General features: G+C 69.1%; 11 protein-coding genes. 6 read left to right on the forward strand and 5 right to left on the reverse strand.

Features of this window, described 5'->3' with window-relative positions; genetic code table 11:
- The first annotated feature begins 101 nt into the window (after positions 1–101).
- Positions 102–2,309 (forward strand): DUF2961 domain-containing protein, encoded by a 2,208-nt coding sequence (locus PZE19_RS24275; protein ID WP_277863191.1) that lies wholly within the window; start codon positions 102–104, stop codon positions 2,307–2,309.
- 70 nt (positions 2,310–2,379) lie between these two features.
- Here PZE19_RS24275 and PZE19_RS24280 read toward each other — a convergent pair whose 3' ends face one another.
- Positions 2,380–3,366, reverse strand: a complete 987-nt coding sequence (locus PZE19_RS24280) for a DUF1559 domain-containing protein (protein ID WP_277863192.1) — start codon at positions 3,364–3,366, stop codon at positions 2,380–2,382.
- A gap of 106 nt (positions 3,367–3,472) precedes the next feature.
- A complete protein-coding gene (locus PZE19_RS24285) occupies positions 3,473–4,174 on the reverse strand; it encodes a type 1 glutamine amidotransferase domain-containing protein (RefSeq protein WP_277863193.1) in 702 nt (233 codons plus the stop codon).
- 554 nt (positions 4,175–4,728) lie between these two features.
- On the opposite strand from PZE19_RS24285, the gene PZE19_RS24290 reads away from it, so the two are divergent.
- Entirely contained in the window at positions 4,729–5,763 is a 1,035-nt protein-coding gene (locus PZE19_RS24290; RefSeq protein ID WP_277863194.1) for a hypothetical protein, read from the forward strand.
- 153 nt (positions 5,764–5,916) lie between these two features.
- On the opposite strand, the gene PZE19_RS24295 is transcribed toward PZE19_RS24290, so the two are convergent.
- Positions 5,917–7,302: an MBL fold metallo-hydrolase gene (locus tag PZE19_RS24295; protein WP_277863195.1), complete on the reverse strand. Its 1,386-nt coding sequence runs from the start codon at positions 7,300–7,302 to the stop codon at positions 5,917–5,919.
- 540 nt (positions 7,303–7,842) lie between these two features.
- On the opposite strand from PZE19_RS24295, the gene PZE19_RS24300 reads away from it, so the two are divergent.
- The 3 genes from PZE19_RS24300 (at position 7,843) to asnB (ending at position 11,491) form a co-directional block, all read left to right on the forward strand.
- Positions 7,843–8,379: a hypothetical protein gene (locus PZE19_RS24300; protein ID WP_277863196.1), complete on the forward strand. Its 537-nt coding sequence runs from the start codon at positions 7,843–7,845 to the stop codon at positions 8,377–8,379.
- Positions 8,380–8,497: 118 nt separating this feature from the next.
- Positions 8,498–9,310, forward strand: coding sequence for a rhomboid family intramembrane serine protease (locus PZE19_RS24305; RefSeq protein WP_277863197.1), 813 nt, complete (start codon positions 8,498–8,500; stop codon positions 9,308–9,310).
- Between the two features lie 171 nt (positions 9,311–9,481).
- Complete coding sequence (asnB, locus tag PZE19_RS24310) at positions 9,482–11,491, forward strand: asparagine synthase (glutamine-hydrolyzing) (RefSeq protein ID WP_277863198.1); 2,010 nt, start codon at positions 9,482–9,484, stop codon at positions 11,489–11,491.
- 83 nt (positions 11,492–11,574) lie between these two features.
- Here asnB and PZE19_RS24315 read toward each other — a convergent pair whose 3' ends face one another.
- Positions 11,575–12,240, reverse strand: coding sequence for a hypothetical protein (locus tag PZE19_RS24315; protein WP_277863199.1), 666 nt, complete (start codon positions 12,238–12,240; stop codon positions 11,575–11,577).
- 141 nt (positions 12,241–12,381) lie between these two features.
- On the opposite strand from PZE19_RS24315, the gene PZE19_RS24320 reads away from it, so the two are divergent.
- The gene (locus tag PZE19_RS24320) at positions 12,382–13,470 is read left to right on the forward strand and encodes a fatty acid desaturase family protein (protein WP_277863200.1); all 1,089 of its coding nucleotides are present in this window, start codon (positions 12,382–12,384) and stop codon (positions 13,468–13,470) included.
- Positions 13,471–13,508: 38 nt separating this feature from the next.
- Here the strand turns inward: PZE19_RS24320 and PZE19_RS24325 are convergent, their stop codons facing one another.
- Positions 13,509–14,885, reverse strand: coding sequence for a PhoPQ-activated pathogenicity-related family protein (locus tag PZE19_RS24325; protein WP_277863201.1), 1,377 nt, complete (start codon positions 14,883–14,885; stop codon positions 13,509–13,511).
- Positions 14,886–14,942 lie beyond the last annotated feature (57 nt).

The raw sequence follows: 14,942 nt of genomic DNA on the forward strand, positions 1-14,942 counted from the left end.
GCCCCGAAGGGCGACGTCCGCCCGGAGGATTGCGGGCGGCCCGTTCGCCGTGTACCGTTCACTCGGGTCGGGGGCCGCGGCGAGAGACATCGGGGGTGACGATGGGCGCATCGAGACGCGCGGCGGGGTGGGCGTGGGTGCTGGGGCTCGGCCTGATCGCGTCCGAGACGGCCCGCGCGGAGGAACCGCCGGTGATCCCGGTCGGGGCCGACGCCTACCTGCGCTGGGACCAGTGGCCGCTCCAGCGCATCGGCGCCAGGGCGTACATGCGCAGCACGTACGACCGCCGCGGGGGGAACGAGGGCGCGGACGCCTCGCATTTCCTCTACCAGGAACGCGACGACTTCAACGTGACGCTCGACGTCGAGGGCCGGGGCGTCCTGTACTTCGCCCGGTTCAACCACTGGCACGGCAGCCCCTGGACCTTCGAGGTCGACGCCGCACCGCACGTCGTCCGCGAGACCAGCACGGCCGACCCGGACCATCCCGCGCCGGGGTCGGTCTTCCTGCCCGAGACGGCGTTTCCGAAGCCGCTCGCCTGGACCTGGTCGGACACCAAGGGGGCGGACCTCTCGTGGCTACCCATCGCGTTCGACCGCTCGTTCCGCATGGCGTACGGCCGGACGCACTATGGGACGGGCTACTACATCTACCACCTCTACCCCCGCGGCGCGAGGCTCTCGCGACCGCTCACGCCCTGGGACGGCGTCTCGCCGCCGGAACCGGCCGTGCTCGCGCTGATCGACCGCGCCGGGACCGACCTGACGGCCGGCCGCGAAGGGCTGAGCGAAGATCGCGGCGTGGCCGTCGTCCGCGGCGGCGCAACCACCGCGTTGGCGACGCTGACGACGGGCCCGACGACGATCCGCGCCGTCGCGTTCTCGGTCCCGAAGGCGTCCGCCCTGGCTTTCGGTCGCGCCCGCCTGCGGGTGACGTGGGACGGCCGCGACGCGCCCTCGATCGACGCCCCCGTCGCCCTCTTCTTCGGGGCCGGGACGTTCTACAACCGCGAGGGGAAGGAGCACCTGGTGAAGGCCTTCCCGATGAACGTCCGGTTCGACGCCGACCGTGTGCACCTCGCCTGCCACTTCCCGATGCCTTGTTTCGCCTCGGCCCGCTTCGAGCTGGTCGGCGAGGCCGGCACCGATCCGATCGACGTCCGATGGACGATCCGCCGCGAGCCCTACGCCGGCCCGGCGAACCACGTCGGCTATTTCCACGCCTCGTACGTCGACCACCCGAAGCCGACGGCCGGGGAGGATCTCACCCTGCTGGACACGACGAAGGCCGAGGGGGGCGGCGACTGGTCGGGTTCGTTCGTGGGGACCTCGTTCATCTTCTCGCACGACGCCGACCTGACGACGCTGGAGGGGGATCCGCGGTTCTATTTCGACGACTCGCAGACCCCGCAGGCCCAGGGGACCGGGACCGAGGAGTGGGGCGGCGGCGGCGACTACTGGGGGGGCCGCAACATGACCCTGCCGTTCGCCGGCCACCCCGCCGGCGCCAGGGACGTCAAGACCGCCCTCACGGCCGAGGACCGCATCGAGTCGGCCTACCGGTTCCTGCTGGCCGACCTCATGCCCTTCGGCCGTAACGCCCGGATCACCCTGGAACACGGCGGCGCGGACGAGTCGACCCAGCACTACGAGACCGTCGCCTACTGGTACGGCCTCCCCTCCCCATCGCTCGCGCCGACCGACGCGCTCGACGTCGGCGACGAGGCGAGCGAGAAGGCCCACGACTACCGCTCGCCCGACGCCTCGCCGCCCGTCGAGATCGTCTCGCGCTATGAGCGCGGAGTCGACCACGTGAAGGATCGCGAGATCTTCCCCGCGATCGCCAAACGCGGGCGGACGACGAGGGGGACGTCGGAGTTCACCCTCAAGCTCGACCGGGCCAACCTCGGCGTCCTGCTCCGCCGCACGCTCGACTACGCCTACCCCGACCAGCGCGCCGAGGTCGACGTCGCCGACGTGGCGGCCGACGGCTCGCCCGGCCCCTGGCGAAACGCCGGCGTCTGGTTCCTGGCCGGCTCCAACACCTGCTACTACTCGAATCCGAAGCCCGAGCTGGGCGCCCCCGCGCCGGTCGTGCAGGTCTCCAACCGCCGCTTCCGCGACGACGAGTTCCTCATCCCCCGCGACCTGACCGAAGGCCGGACCGCCGTCCGCATCCGCGTGCGATTCGTCCCGGTCGCCCGCCCCCTGCTCCCGGGCCGCCCGGCGCCGGACCTCGCCTGGAGCGAGATCCGCTACGCGGCCTACAGCGTCGTCATGCCGGCGTTCACGCCGCCGCCTGCTCGGTAGAAACCACCCCACTCCGCGAGGCGGAACCTCCTTCTCCCCTCGCGGGAGAAGGACGATCGCTCGGGCTCGCTCAATAGCAGTCGCAAGACATGACCTCGCCGCCGCCGCGGGTGGCGGCGGCGGAGAAGATATGAGGGTCGGTCGTGTCTTTCAGGAGCCGCACCGAGCCGTCGCACAGGGCGAAGAAGACGCCGCCGCGATGGACGCCCCAGAACGATTCCTGGCCCGCGCGCGTCGAGTTGACGCCGATTCGGGGGTTGGGCTCGCCCGCCGGCAGGTCGGTGTAGGCGAGGACCATCCCGAACGCGCCGCCGCAGACCTGGTAGGGCCACGCGGGGTCGGTGCAGAGCCGGGCCTCCGGGACGAGGCCGTCGGGCACGACGCCGACCCAGGACGCGTCGGAGACCCGCCTCGAACGCTCGCCGAGCATGAGCGTGTTGCTCGTGCCGTCTGTGATGTCGGCGAGCCGCCGCGCGACGTTGCGGTCGAAGACGCCGTCGCCGCCGTCCACCCCGGCGGCCGGGTCGTGGCGGCTCCCACCGTTCGCGAGGTACTGCGAGGCCGCCAGGTCCGTGGGCAAGTCGGGGGCCGGCTTCGGGCAGTGGAACGAGGCCGGACCGACGCGCGGCGAACTCGGGCAGAGGAAGACCGGGAGCGCCGTCGATCGCACCGTCCGCGACTCGGGGGCGTTCACGGGACGCTGGAAGTTCACCGCGTCGTAGAGGGGCGTCTGCTCCAGGAACGGCAGGACGGCCGCGCCCCAGGCCCAGCCGCCGCCCAGCTCGACGCCAAAGGCCGGATCGCCGATCGAGCCGCCGCCGACCCCGCTGACGTAGCCCGCCGGGAAGGCGTCCCAGGCCGAGTGGTAGTTGTGCAGCGCGATGACGAGCTGCTTAAGGTTGCACTGGCAAGCCGAGCGCCGGGCCGCCTCGCGCGCCGCCTGGACGGCCGGCAAGATCAGGGCCATCAAGAGGCCCAGGATCGCGATGACGACCATCATCTCGATCAGCGTGAATCCGCGACGACGCCCCCCGCGAAAACCGGCGACGTGTTCCATCGGCCCCTCCGATCGACTTATCAGGGATCGTACCCGCCTTCGACATTTTACAAATGTCCCAGGCCGAGTCAATCGTCCGTCGATCGGGGCGGTGCGATGGCCGCCCTCAGCCCTCCTGGAGCTTCTTCACCACCGCCTGGGCGACGCCCCGGGCGCTCGTGGGGTTCTGGCCGGTGATGAGCCGGCCGTCGGTGACGACGTGGTTGCCCATGGCCAGCCAGGCCTTCGTGTAGGAGGCGCCTCGGGATTGCAGCTCCTCTTCGAGGTTGAACGGCACGGCGTCGGCGCGGTCGACCTTGGTCTCCTCGTTCCAGGAGAACCCGGTGACGTTCTTGCCGTCGAGGAGGGGGGAGCCGTCGGCGAGCTTGACGTTGAGCAGCCCGGCCGGGCCGTGGCAGACGGCCGAGACGACCTTGCCGGCCTGGTGGAAGTCGGCGACGAGCTTCTGCAGCTCGGGAGAGTCCGGGAAGTCGAACATCACGCCGTGGCCGCCGGTCAGGTAGATCGCGTCGTACTTCGACGCGTCGACGTCGGCGATTTTCAGCGCCTGGTCGAGCCGGTCCATGAACGTCCGGTCCTTGTAGCGCTCGATCGTCCCGCCCATCGCCAGGACCGCCTGCGCGAGGCTCTCGGGATCGATCGGCACCTTGCCCCCGAGCGGGCTGGCGACGTCCATCTGATAGCCCGCCTCCTCGGCGACGTCGTAGAAGTGGGTCAGCTCGCCGAGCCACAGGCCGGTGCGGTAGCCGACCTTGGCGTACTCGTCGACGCTCGTCACGATGATCAGGATCTTGTTCGTCGCGGCCACGGCCTCGCCCCTTCGTCTCGTCAGAAGTGCCGATCGGGTTTACCGGCAAACACGCAAACGACGCTCCAATCAGGCCGGGCATCCTCGAAGTTCCAGACGCGACGATGTGACTCGAGGTTGCTTCCAAAGGGTCCGATATTCGGCCGGACGAGTCGGAGGAGGAGCGAAGCGGCCCCGCCGTTTCAGCTGCCTGGGCGGCTGGAACAACCGTCTTGAGGTCGAGAATCGCGTGGCGTACCGCATTTTCTTTTTCCAATCGCGCATCCGGTCGCATGCTCCCTGTATGTCAACCGTTGGGGGCGAGCGTCCTCGAACATGAAGCGGGCGCGAGGGATGGCGAGGATGGTGGAGTCGGAGTGGTCGCCCCATCGCGTAGCCGGCTTGATCGAGGATCGTGGGATCGATCGCCCGAGATCGGTTCTTATCCGTCGAATCGCCGAACCGCCATCGATCAGGGCGTATGGATTCCCGTCGCGGTCGGGCCGAATTAGAATGCTCTGGCCGCAAACGGCCCGGATGGAAAGGTGCGTTCGAGGCGTCGGAGGGAGGTCGCTTTGTCCATAGCGGTCGAGTGCCCGTCGTGTCGAGCGTCGTTCGGGGTCGGCTATGGTCATGCGGGCCGTCGCGGACGTTGCCCGAAGTGCCGGGGAGAGGTCGTCGTCCCCTCGCCGGTCGAGGCCACCGGCCCGCAGGCCGTCGAACTCTTCAACCGATTCTTCATGGACTCGGTCAGCCTGATCCAGCCCCTGCCGCTCCCGCCGGACCTTCCCGCCGCCCCGACCGACCTCAAGGCGGCGAAGGCCGCGCTGGTCGACGCCCGCCGCGACATGGAAGTTCTGCGGGAAGACAACCTCGCCGCCCTGGCGAGGCTGAACGTCCTGGCCCCGCGCGCGTTCAAGGCCGAGGCCGCCCTGCTGATGCTTCGCGCCGGGTGCCGGCTCACGCCCTCGGAATTCCTCCTGCAGGAGGCGACCCCGGTCGCGGCCGAGGCGGCCCTGGCGACGGCCCTCGATGGGATCCGACGGCTCTCCGCGTCGTTCGAGCCCTTCCAGGAGGCCGCCGCACGTCGGCTGGCCATCACGGTGGCGATGCTCCAGGACGACCGCGTCCTCGCACGGGTCAGCGGCGGGCCGACCCGTCGAATCTGCACCCACACCGTCTACCCGACCGCGGCGTATCTCGGCCGTCAGGTCGTCGCGACCCAGTCCGAATTGATGCATGCGAATCAGGTCGTCGCGCAGCTCGCCGTCGTGGCCGTCCGGGCCAAGGGCAAGGCGATGGAAGCCTTCGCCGAGCCGGTGGACAAGGCCTGCCGGAAGCTAGGTCGTCAGCTCGAATCGATCCGCGGCATGCTGGCCGCGACCCGGCACTCGCCCCTGCTCGACGAGGACGGGCCGATTACCCTCGTGGAACACATCTTGCCTCGCATGCCGCGGCACGACAGCCCGGTCGAATTGATGGAAACGGCCGACAGGGTCCAGGAGGCGGTCACCGACCTCCATCGCCACCTGATCGGTCGCCTGGCCGTCGGGGCGGAGGAGGTCGAGAAGGCCCTCGGCCTGGATCCGCTGAAATCGGCGGCGGACTGAGCCGACCCGCCGAAACCCCCCAGGAGCCGCAGGAAATCCGCGAAAAAAAATCGACGAGCGAAGCCAATTCAATACGGCTTCAAGTCCTTGCGAGCCACGGACTTGGGCGGAAATCGCCGTGACCGAACGGACCCGAGCGAAGCCGAGCCCGCGTCAGACCTCGAAGCTCTCGTGGAGGTCGGGGATGTGGACGGGGTTCTTGACGAACGGCTGCATGACGGGGACGAGGGCTTCCATCGAGGGCGGCTCGCCGTGGACGATGAAGCCGTGTTCGATGCCGCCGCCGGTCTGTTCGTACCACCAGGCGAGGTCGTTGCGGTCGGCGTGGCCGGAGAAGCCGTCGAGCACGTAGACCGCGGCGTTCAGGTCGTACCACTGGTCGAGGATCTGCACCCGCTCGACCCCTTCGGAGAGCTTCCGCCCCAGGGTGTTCTCGGCCTGGTAGCTGACGATCACGACGGCGTTGTCGGGCTCCGAGACGATGTGTCGGAGGTGGTGGCGGATCCGGCCGGCCTCGCACATGCCAGACGACGAGATGATGATCAGCGGCCCGCGCTGGTAGTTGAGGCGGCGGGAGTCGTCGAACGACTGGCAGTACTCGACGTACTTCGAGCCGAAGTAGAGGGGGTCCTTGTCCATCAGGGCCCGGGCCTCGGGGGTGTAGGCGTCGGGGTAGTCGCGATGGACCTCGGTGAGGCGGCTGGCGAGCGGGCTGTCGACGTAGACGGGGATCGGCCGCAGCTTGGTGGTGGCGAACAGCTCCTGGAGGCAGTAGACCATCCGCTGGGTGCGTCCCAGGCTGAACGCCGGGATGATGATCTTGCCCTGGAGCCGGATCGCGCGGGCGACGATGGCGTGGAGCTGCTTCATCAGGCGGTCGTAGGGCTCCAGCTCCTTGTCGCCGTAGGTGCTCTCGGAGACCAGGACGTCGACGTCCTTGACGATCGTGGGGTCGGGGAGGAGCCCGGTCTTGCGGCGGCCGAGGTCGCCGGTGAAGACGAACCGGCGGGGCCGGCCTTCCTCCTGGTAGTCGATCTGGACGATGGCCGAGCCCAGGACGTGGCCGGCGTCGTGGTAGGTCAGGATGATCCCGGGCGCGATCTCGCGGGGCTCCGAATAGGGGACCCGCTCCAGCCGCTCGACCATCCACTCGACGTCGAACTGCTCGAAGAGCGGGTCCGGGGCCGCGATGTGGGGCTGGCGGATGTGGGCCTGGCGGACGTCCTCGCGCTGGATCCGGGCGCTGTCGCGGAGCATGATGCTGGTGATGTCGCCGGTGGCCGGGGTGACGTAGATGCTCCCCTTGTAGCCCTGCTTCACCAGGAACGGCAGGCGGCCGATGTGGTCGTTGTGCGCGTGCGAGACCACGACGGCGTCGAGCGTTTGGGGGTCGAAGGCCAGCTGGCGGTTCTGGCTCGCGGGATCGATCCGATCGGAATCGAAGAGCCCGCAATCGAGCAGGATGCGGGAGGATCCGATTTCCAGCAGGTGGGCGCTGCCGGTGACTTGTCGGGTCGCCCCGTGAAACGTGATTCGCAACCCAGATCCTCCTGACGATCGGCCCCGCGGCCGGGCCCGGGGCGAAGGTCCCCGGCCGAGATCGCCGTGATTCGCGTGTGATTTCCATTCTCGAGGAGGCTGAAACGCCGACCGCCCCGCGAGGGAGGCGAGCTTTCGGCCCCGATGGAGCTTGCGCGATCCTCTCGATTTTCCACCCCGCCATCATGACAGGATCTTAGGCCTGGATCAAGCCGGAGCGGATCGTCGAGGCCGTCGCGGCTGCCTCGGAACGGGAGGCCGTTGCCGAAGAACGGGGCGTCGCCCCCCCGGCGGGCCGCCGTCGGGCTCCTTCATCCCGGCCGGAAACGGCGGCGGCGAAGGGAGATCGGGCGACCCCGCGGATTCCCGGCGTTTTCCCTTTCCCGGATCGGGGAATCGGCGCATTGTTTGCTAAGGAGGGCTCGCGGTTCTCATGAGCCCTTCTCGATCGCACCCATCGCTCGTGAAAGGCCGGATCGGCCGCCGAAAGACGTGTTCATTCGAGGGCATGGACGACCCCCCGTTTCGGAGAAATCACGCATGATTTCCGAATCGCACCCCCTCCACCGCATGTTCCGCGGGCTGACGGAATCGACGTTCCTCACCGAGCTCGGCGTGGGCGACCCCTCGCTGGTGGGCTACGTCTCCAACCTCCTCGCCTCGTTCACGCCGACCCAGGCGATGGGCCGGATCCGCGACAAGCAGGGCCGGCCGCTCTTCGAGGTGGCGCGGATCCTCGCCGAGGCCGAGTCGGCCGAGGACGAGGAGCGTCGCGGCGAGTGCCACCGCCACGTCGGCGACTTCACCCTCTTCTGGACGGGCCTCTACCCCGACGCCCTGAAACGCCTCGCCGGCGCCGACTCGGCCGACGGCCTGCTCGACTACCAGCGCCAGGGGAAACGGTCGTACTACCTGGCCAGCACCCTGAGCGCGCGGTGCGACGACCGGCCGGTGCTGCGCCGGCTGAGCGAGCACTTCGAGCTTTGCGCCTTCGGCCTGGCCCGCGTCCGCGAGGAGCTGGACAAGCTGGAGGCCGAAGGGGCCTCGCAGCCGACCGGCCGGACGATCTGGGCCTGAGCCCGGCGGGGGCCGCGGTCCGGGGCTTCCCAGGGGGATCGTCGGATGTCAGAATGAGGGGCCCCGTCCCGTCAGGCGGGCCTCCCTCGTCCCGACTCCGACGATTCGAGCCCGACCCATGGTTCTCCCCCTCGGCGACCTCCACCGGACTCGGATCACGCCGGTCGTGACCTACGCCCTCATCGCGCTCAACGTCGTGATGTACGTCGTCCAGCTCCAGCGCGGCGACGACTTCATGATGGCGCTGGCCTGCACCCCGTGGGAGATCACCCACGCGAAGGACCTCGACGGGCCGGTCCTGCGGCCCGGGGTGCTCGCCGAGGTCCAGCGCCGCGAGGCGAACGGCGAACGCGTCCGGCTCGACCTCCGGGACGTCATCCCCCACGCCCCCAGCCCGATCCCCGTCTGGCTCACCCTCTTCACGGCGATGTTCCTGCACGGCGGCCCCATGCACCTCGCGGGCAACATGCTCTACCTCTGGATCGTCGGCGACAACGTCGAGGAGGTGCTGGGAGGCGTCCGCTACCTGATCGTCTACCTCGCCTGCGGCCTGATGGGGTCGCTGGCCCAGATCGCCGCCGCGCCGAATTCGATGATCCCGACCCTCGGGGCCTCGGGGGCGATCGCCGGGATCATGGGGGCCTACGTCGTCTGGTTCCCCCACAACCAGATCCGCGTCCTGGTCTTCCGTTTCATCACGGTCCTCCCGGCCGCGATCGTCATCGGCGGCTGGATCGCGCTCCAGATCTGGCTGGGCGTCCAGGGGATCGGCAAGATGGGGGAGTCGGGCGGAGTGGCCTACCTGGCCCACGTCGGCGGTGCCCTGACCGGGATCCTCGTCGCCTTCCTCTTCTACGACCGCGCCCAGCAGGTCAAGGCGATGGACGAGTACGGCCAGGGCTGGCAGAGCATCCCGCCCGACGGCTCCTGACGGCCCGCGCCGCACCAGCACGACCCTGGCGGTCCGTGGTCCCACGTCCGCTCCGGGCCCATCTTGCCGGAGCGTGGTATAGTTGGAAGCCGGGCGCTCGGGGTAAACCCTGCCGTGCCCGGTCAGCCGGGTCCGTCGGACGACGCAACGAGCCCAGGAGATTCAGCAACCATGTGCGGCATCGCGGGCGCATTGGATTTACGGGGCCGGCGCGAGTTTCCGGCGGCTCGCCTGCTGGCGATGACCGCGGCGATCGCTCATCGCGGGCCGGAAGACGAGCAGGTCCACATCGAGCCCGGCGTCGCCCTGGGCGCGCGGCGGCTGGCCATCGTCGACCTGGCGGGCGGACGCCAGCCCCTCTGCAACGAGGACGGCACCGTCTGGGTCGCCCAGAACGGCGAGATCTTCGAGTACCCCGAGATCCAGCAGGAACTCCTGGCGCGGGGCCACACACTCTCCACCCGGTGCGACACCGAGCTGTGGGTCCACCTCTACGAGGACCTGGGCCGGGGGATGTTCGACAAGGCCCGCGGCCAGTACGCCGTGTCGCTCTGGGACCGCAAGGAGCGGGCCCTCTTCCTGGGCCGCGACCGGGTGGGCATTTGCCCGCTCTACTACGCCGAGGTCGACGGCTGGCTGCTCTGGGGCTCGGAGATCAAGGCGATCCTGGCCTCGGGGATGATCGACGCCCGCGCCGACCGGCGGGGGATCGACGTCTTCTTCAACACCTTCTGCGCCAGCACGTCGCGGACGTTCTTCGAGGGGATCAACATCCTCTCCCCCGGCCATTTCCTGGCCGTGAAGGACGGGCGGATCGAGACGATCCGCTACTGGGACCTCGACTTCCCCGACGCGGGCGACGAGCGGCGTCTGAAGGACCCGACGCCCCTGATCGACGAGCTGGAGCACCTGATGCGCCAGGCCGTCGAGCGCCGCCTGCGGGGCGACGTGCCGGTGGTCAGCTACATCAGCGGCGGCCTCGACTCGACGGTCGTCCTGGGGCTCAGCTCGCGGCAGCGGGGCTACGCGGTGCCGTCGTTCACCATCGGCCTGAACAAGGCCGGGCCCGACGAGCGCTCGCAGGCCGTCGAGTCGGCCGAGGCGCTGGGCTCGAAGCTGACGATGGTGACGATGGACCGGGCGGACATCATCAACGCCTACCCCGAGCTGATCCGCGCCGCCGAGGGGCCGGTGATGGATTCGTCGGCGGCCTGCCTGATGCGGCTGGCCAAAGCGGTCCACGACCAGGGCTACAAGGTCGCCCTCACCGGCGAGGGGGCCGACGAGGCGCTCGCCGGCTATCCCTGGTTCAAGTCGCAGCAGGTGCGCAACGTCCTGCGGCGGACGGTCGGCAATTGGGCGCCCTCGAAGATCCGCGACGTCATCGTCGGCTCGATGCACGGCGACCCGGCCCACCTGCCCCCGCGGCACGGCTTCCAGGGCGTCCGCACGGCGCAGCAGGACGTCTACGACCTGATGGGCCAGGCTCGCACGTTCCTCTACTCGGGCGCGATGTGGAGCGACCTCGGGGCCTATTCGGCCTACGACGACCTGGACATCAGCAACGAGCGGTTCACCCGCTGGGCACCGCTGAACCAGTCGCTCTACGTCGGCTACAAGGTGATGCTGGCCGGGCTCCTGCTCCACGGCAAGGGGGACCGGGTGGCCATGAACTCGTCGGTCGAGGCCCGCTACCCGCTGCTCGACGAGGACGTGGTCGCCTTCTGCGCCTCGATCGCCCCCGAGTACAAGCTCAAGGGACTGACCGACAAGTGGATCCTCCGCCAGGTCGCCGCGCGGACGCTCCCGAAGAAGATCGCCAACCGGCCCAAGACCATGTTCCGCGCCAGCCGCTCCGAGGCTTTCTTCGACGCCGGCCGCCCCGCCTGGGTCGATCAGCTCCTCAGCCCGGAGTCGCTGCGACGGACCGGTTACTTCGACGTCGAAAGCGTCGCCCGCGAGGTCGCCTCGCACGGCCGGTTCCCGAAGTTCACGCCCAAGCGGATCATCATGGACCTGAGCCTGACCTGCGTGGCCGCCACCCAGCTCTGGCACCACACGTTCCTCGGCGGCGGCCTCTGCGAACTGCCCACGTGGACGCCCCCTCGATCGGCCTCCGCGGACCTGCCCGACGGCCTGGACGCGACCTCATATCACGGGGCCGTCGCCTCGGGCGTCTGAGGATCGGCCGGAAACGACGAGAGCCGCCGCGCGACCCTTCAGGCGTCGCGCGGCGGCTCTTTTTGACTCATCCCCGTGGGAGCTCAGTGCGTGCGGCGGATGTGGGCCGCGACGCCGCAGAGGGCCAGGCACCACGAGACGCCGTAGATCGCGTAGGCGTAGGGGTCGAACGTGGCCATGAGCAGGCCCGTCCCCCACATCTGGACCGCCGGGATGAAGAAGAGGGGGCTGAACAGCCAGGCGAGCGACGCGAAGAAGAACGTGCTCAGGGTGCACCAGACGGCCTTGAACCAGGGATGCTCGATCCCCACCAGCGAGTTCAGGCTCACCACGTTGAACGACAGGATCAGGAAGGTCGTCCAGAGCTTGGCCACCAGGTTGACCGCGGCGTTGCGGCGGATCCAGTGCCGTCCGGCCAGCAGCCGCATCGCCACGAAGACGGCGACCAGCTCGACGAACCAGATCGCCAGATAACGCAGGTCGCGGCGCGAGACCGGCTCGGCCAGCACCTGGCAGACCACGAACGCGGTCAGGTGGACCACGCCGACGCCCATCAGGGCCCGGGGCCAGCGCGGGTCGGCCAGCTCCCGGCTCATGTCCTCGCGAAGGGCCGCCCGCCAGCCCTCCAGCGTGGCCGCCGAGCCCTCGACGGGACCCCAGGCCGACGCTTCGTCCGACGAGCCCTCCTGCAAGGCGAGCCCGCCGTTCGCCCTGCGGGCGTTCGTCTTCTGCCGGGAAACCACGGCCATGTTTCTCTCCCTATCGCTCCATGATTCCGCCCGGCGACGTCGCCGACCCGCTCCAGATCCAGCCTTAACTCTAGCCGATGGTGTGATAAGATAAGATGGATGCGGGAAATAAACCGTTGTCGATTATACTGGGTGGATGGAATGAATCAGCTGGAAAGCCAGGACGTCTCGTCCTCCTCGGCGTTCGAGACTGAGGCGGACTGGAGCTGGGACCGGACGCACCGCGCGCTGGTGCCCTTGCTGAGGGCCGACGACCACACCAACATCCGCTACCTGTTGGGCGAGTACGCGGGGCTGCTGTCCGCGCTGGCGGGATGCGTCTGGGCGTATCGCGCGTGGAGTGCGGGCGGGTTGTCGAACTTGGCGTTCGCCGGGCTGGCGGCGTTGGGCGTCGTGGTCGTGGCGGTGTTCCAGCACCGCCTGTCGGGGCTGGGGCACGAGGGGTCGCACTACGCCCTCTTCCGGAACCGGCTGGCGAACGAGCTGGCGTCGGACCTGCTCTGCATGTTCCCGCTGATGGCGATGACCCAGCGGTTCCGGGTCACCCACATGGGGCATCACCAGTTCCTCAACGACCCCGAGCGCGACCCCGACGTCGCGCGGCTGCATTTCGACGGCGACCGATATCCATTCCCGATGCCGCGGCCGCGGTTCTGGTACCGCTACGTCGTGCTCTCGGCATGGCTGCCGTCGCTCGTCCGCTACCTGTACGGCCAGGCGAAGAACGCCAACGTGACGATGGGGCTGCGGGAGCCGAAGGCGCCGTATCGGTTCAAGGTGGGCCGCTGCCTTCGCGGCTCGTACTGGCTGCCGATGCTGAGCCTCGTCCACGTGACGGGCTCGTGGCCGATCTTCTTCCTGTTCTGGGTGCTGCCGCTGGTGACGGCCTATCCGTTCCTGATGCAGCTCCGCGAGATCGCCCACCACAGCAACGCGCCGACGGACGGGGAGTTCGCGCACTCGCGGAACTTCCACTGCAGTCCGATCTTCAACTTCTGCGTCTTCCCGTACGGCCAGGACTACCACCTGACGCACCACGTCTTCGGCCTGATGCCGCACTACCGGCTGGCCGAGGCGCACCGGACCCTGCAGAACTACCGTCCCTACCGCGAGCAGGCTGTCGCCTGCTACGGCTATTTCTTCCGACGCTGGGGGAAGCCCGGCCCGACGGTCCTGGACGTGCTGGCCGACCGCCGGACGCTCGCCGGGCCCCACGCGGCCCGCGCCTGATCGGGCGGACCGATCGGCGCGGGGCCGGTTCCGTCGGGTCAGGGCGTGGCCGCGCCGACCGGCTCGACCTTGAGTTCTTTCTTCTTGACCTTGGCCCCGAGGCCGGGCTCGAAGAAGGACGTGGTCAGGTGGTAGGAGAGGCCGTCGACCTCGTACTCCAGGTCGGCGAAGACGGCCTTGCCGCCCGACTCGGGCGCGGTGACGACCGCCGAGACGATCGCGCCGGGCTCCAGCGGGCTGCTGGTCCACTTGGACTCGCGGAAGTCGCGGTTCTTGGACTCGGCGCTCCAGAGGCGGGCCGACTTCGGCGGCGGGTCGGCGCTGACCTTCAGCGTATACTGGTTCTTCGCGGCGGGCTCCAGCTTCCAATCGAGCTTGGGCATCGGTCGGCCGGTCACGCTGCTGCGGAAGAAGGCGCCCAGGCCGTTGAAGACCCAAGAACGGTCGCCGTCGAGGCCGTGGCCGGCGTTGGGCAGCTCCATCAGGTACTTGGGGCCGACGAGCTCGTCCCAGTACAGGTCGAGCGCGTTGAGGGTCCAGTAGCGGTCGTTCGTGCCGTTGAGCAGGAACTTGGGCTTCTTCGCCAGCCGCTCGCGGAACGTGAAGGGGTCGACCATCTGCCAGAGCTTGGTGCCGGGGCCGGTCTTGACCTCTTCCATCAGCCCGCGCTTGACGTAGTCGTCGATCTGCTCGCTGTAGTTGCCCCAGACGTCGAGCTGGTTCGGGCCCTGGGTGCCGATGTTGAGCATGACGATGACCATCGGGGCGAGGGCGATGACGCGGTCGTCGACCGCGGCGGTCAGCCAGGTGGTCCAGCCCCGCTTCGAGGCGCCGGTGACGACGAACCGCGTGACGTCGACCTTGCGTTTCTCCTTGGCCCAGGCCTGGACGGCGTCCATCGCCTTGACGGCGCTCTTGGCCATGGGGAACAGGAGCGGCCAGTTCTCGTCCTTCGTCTCCAGGTAGCGGATGAAGGTCTCGGCGATCAGCTCGTCTTCCTTCTTGTCGCCCAGGAGCGGCTGGTTGGGGACCTGGCTGAGCAGGGCGACCCGAGAGCCGCAGAGCTTGGACAGGGTCAGGGCGAGCATCTCCATGTCGGGGCCGGGCTTGTTGCCGGTGCTGCCGCCGGTGATGAACAGGAGGACGGCGTCGTCGTGGTCGGGCTTGCCGGCCTCGTAGATCCGCAGGCTGTGGGTCCAGGTGATGCCCTGCCACACCTGCGAGGTCAGCTGCAGCGCCGTGACCTTGCCGGCGGGGGTCTCTTGCTCCTCGACCTGCTTCCATGCGAAGGCGGGATCGGGCTTCTTGACGTACTCGTCCAGGTCCGCGCGGCAAGGGGAGGCCGCGAACACCAGGCCCGCCGCGACCGCGAACAGCGGCGCGACGAGGGAACCGCGATGGGGGAAGAACCGCACCGATGACGCTCCTGGGAGAAGGAAATGTGCCGACCGTGACGCCGCATCCGACTGGGA

This window comes from Paludisphaera mucosa (assembly GCF_029589435.1).
GTDB lineage: Bacteria > Planctomycetota > Planctomycetia > Isosphaerales > Isosphaeraceae > Paludisphaera > Paludisphaera mucosa.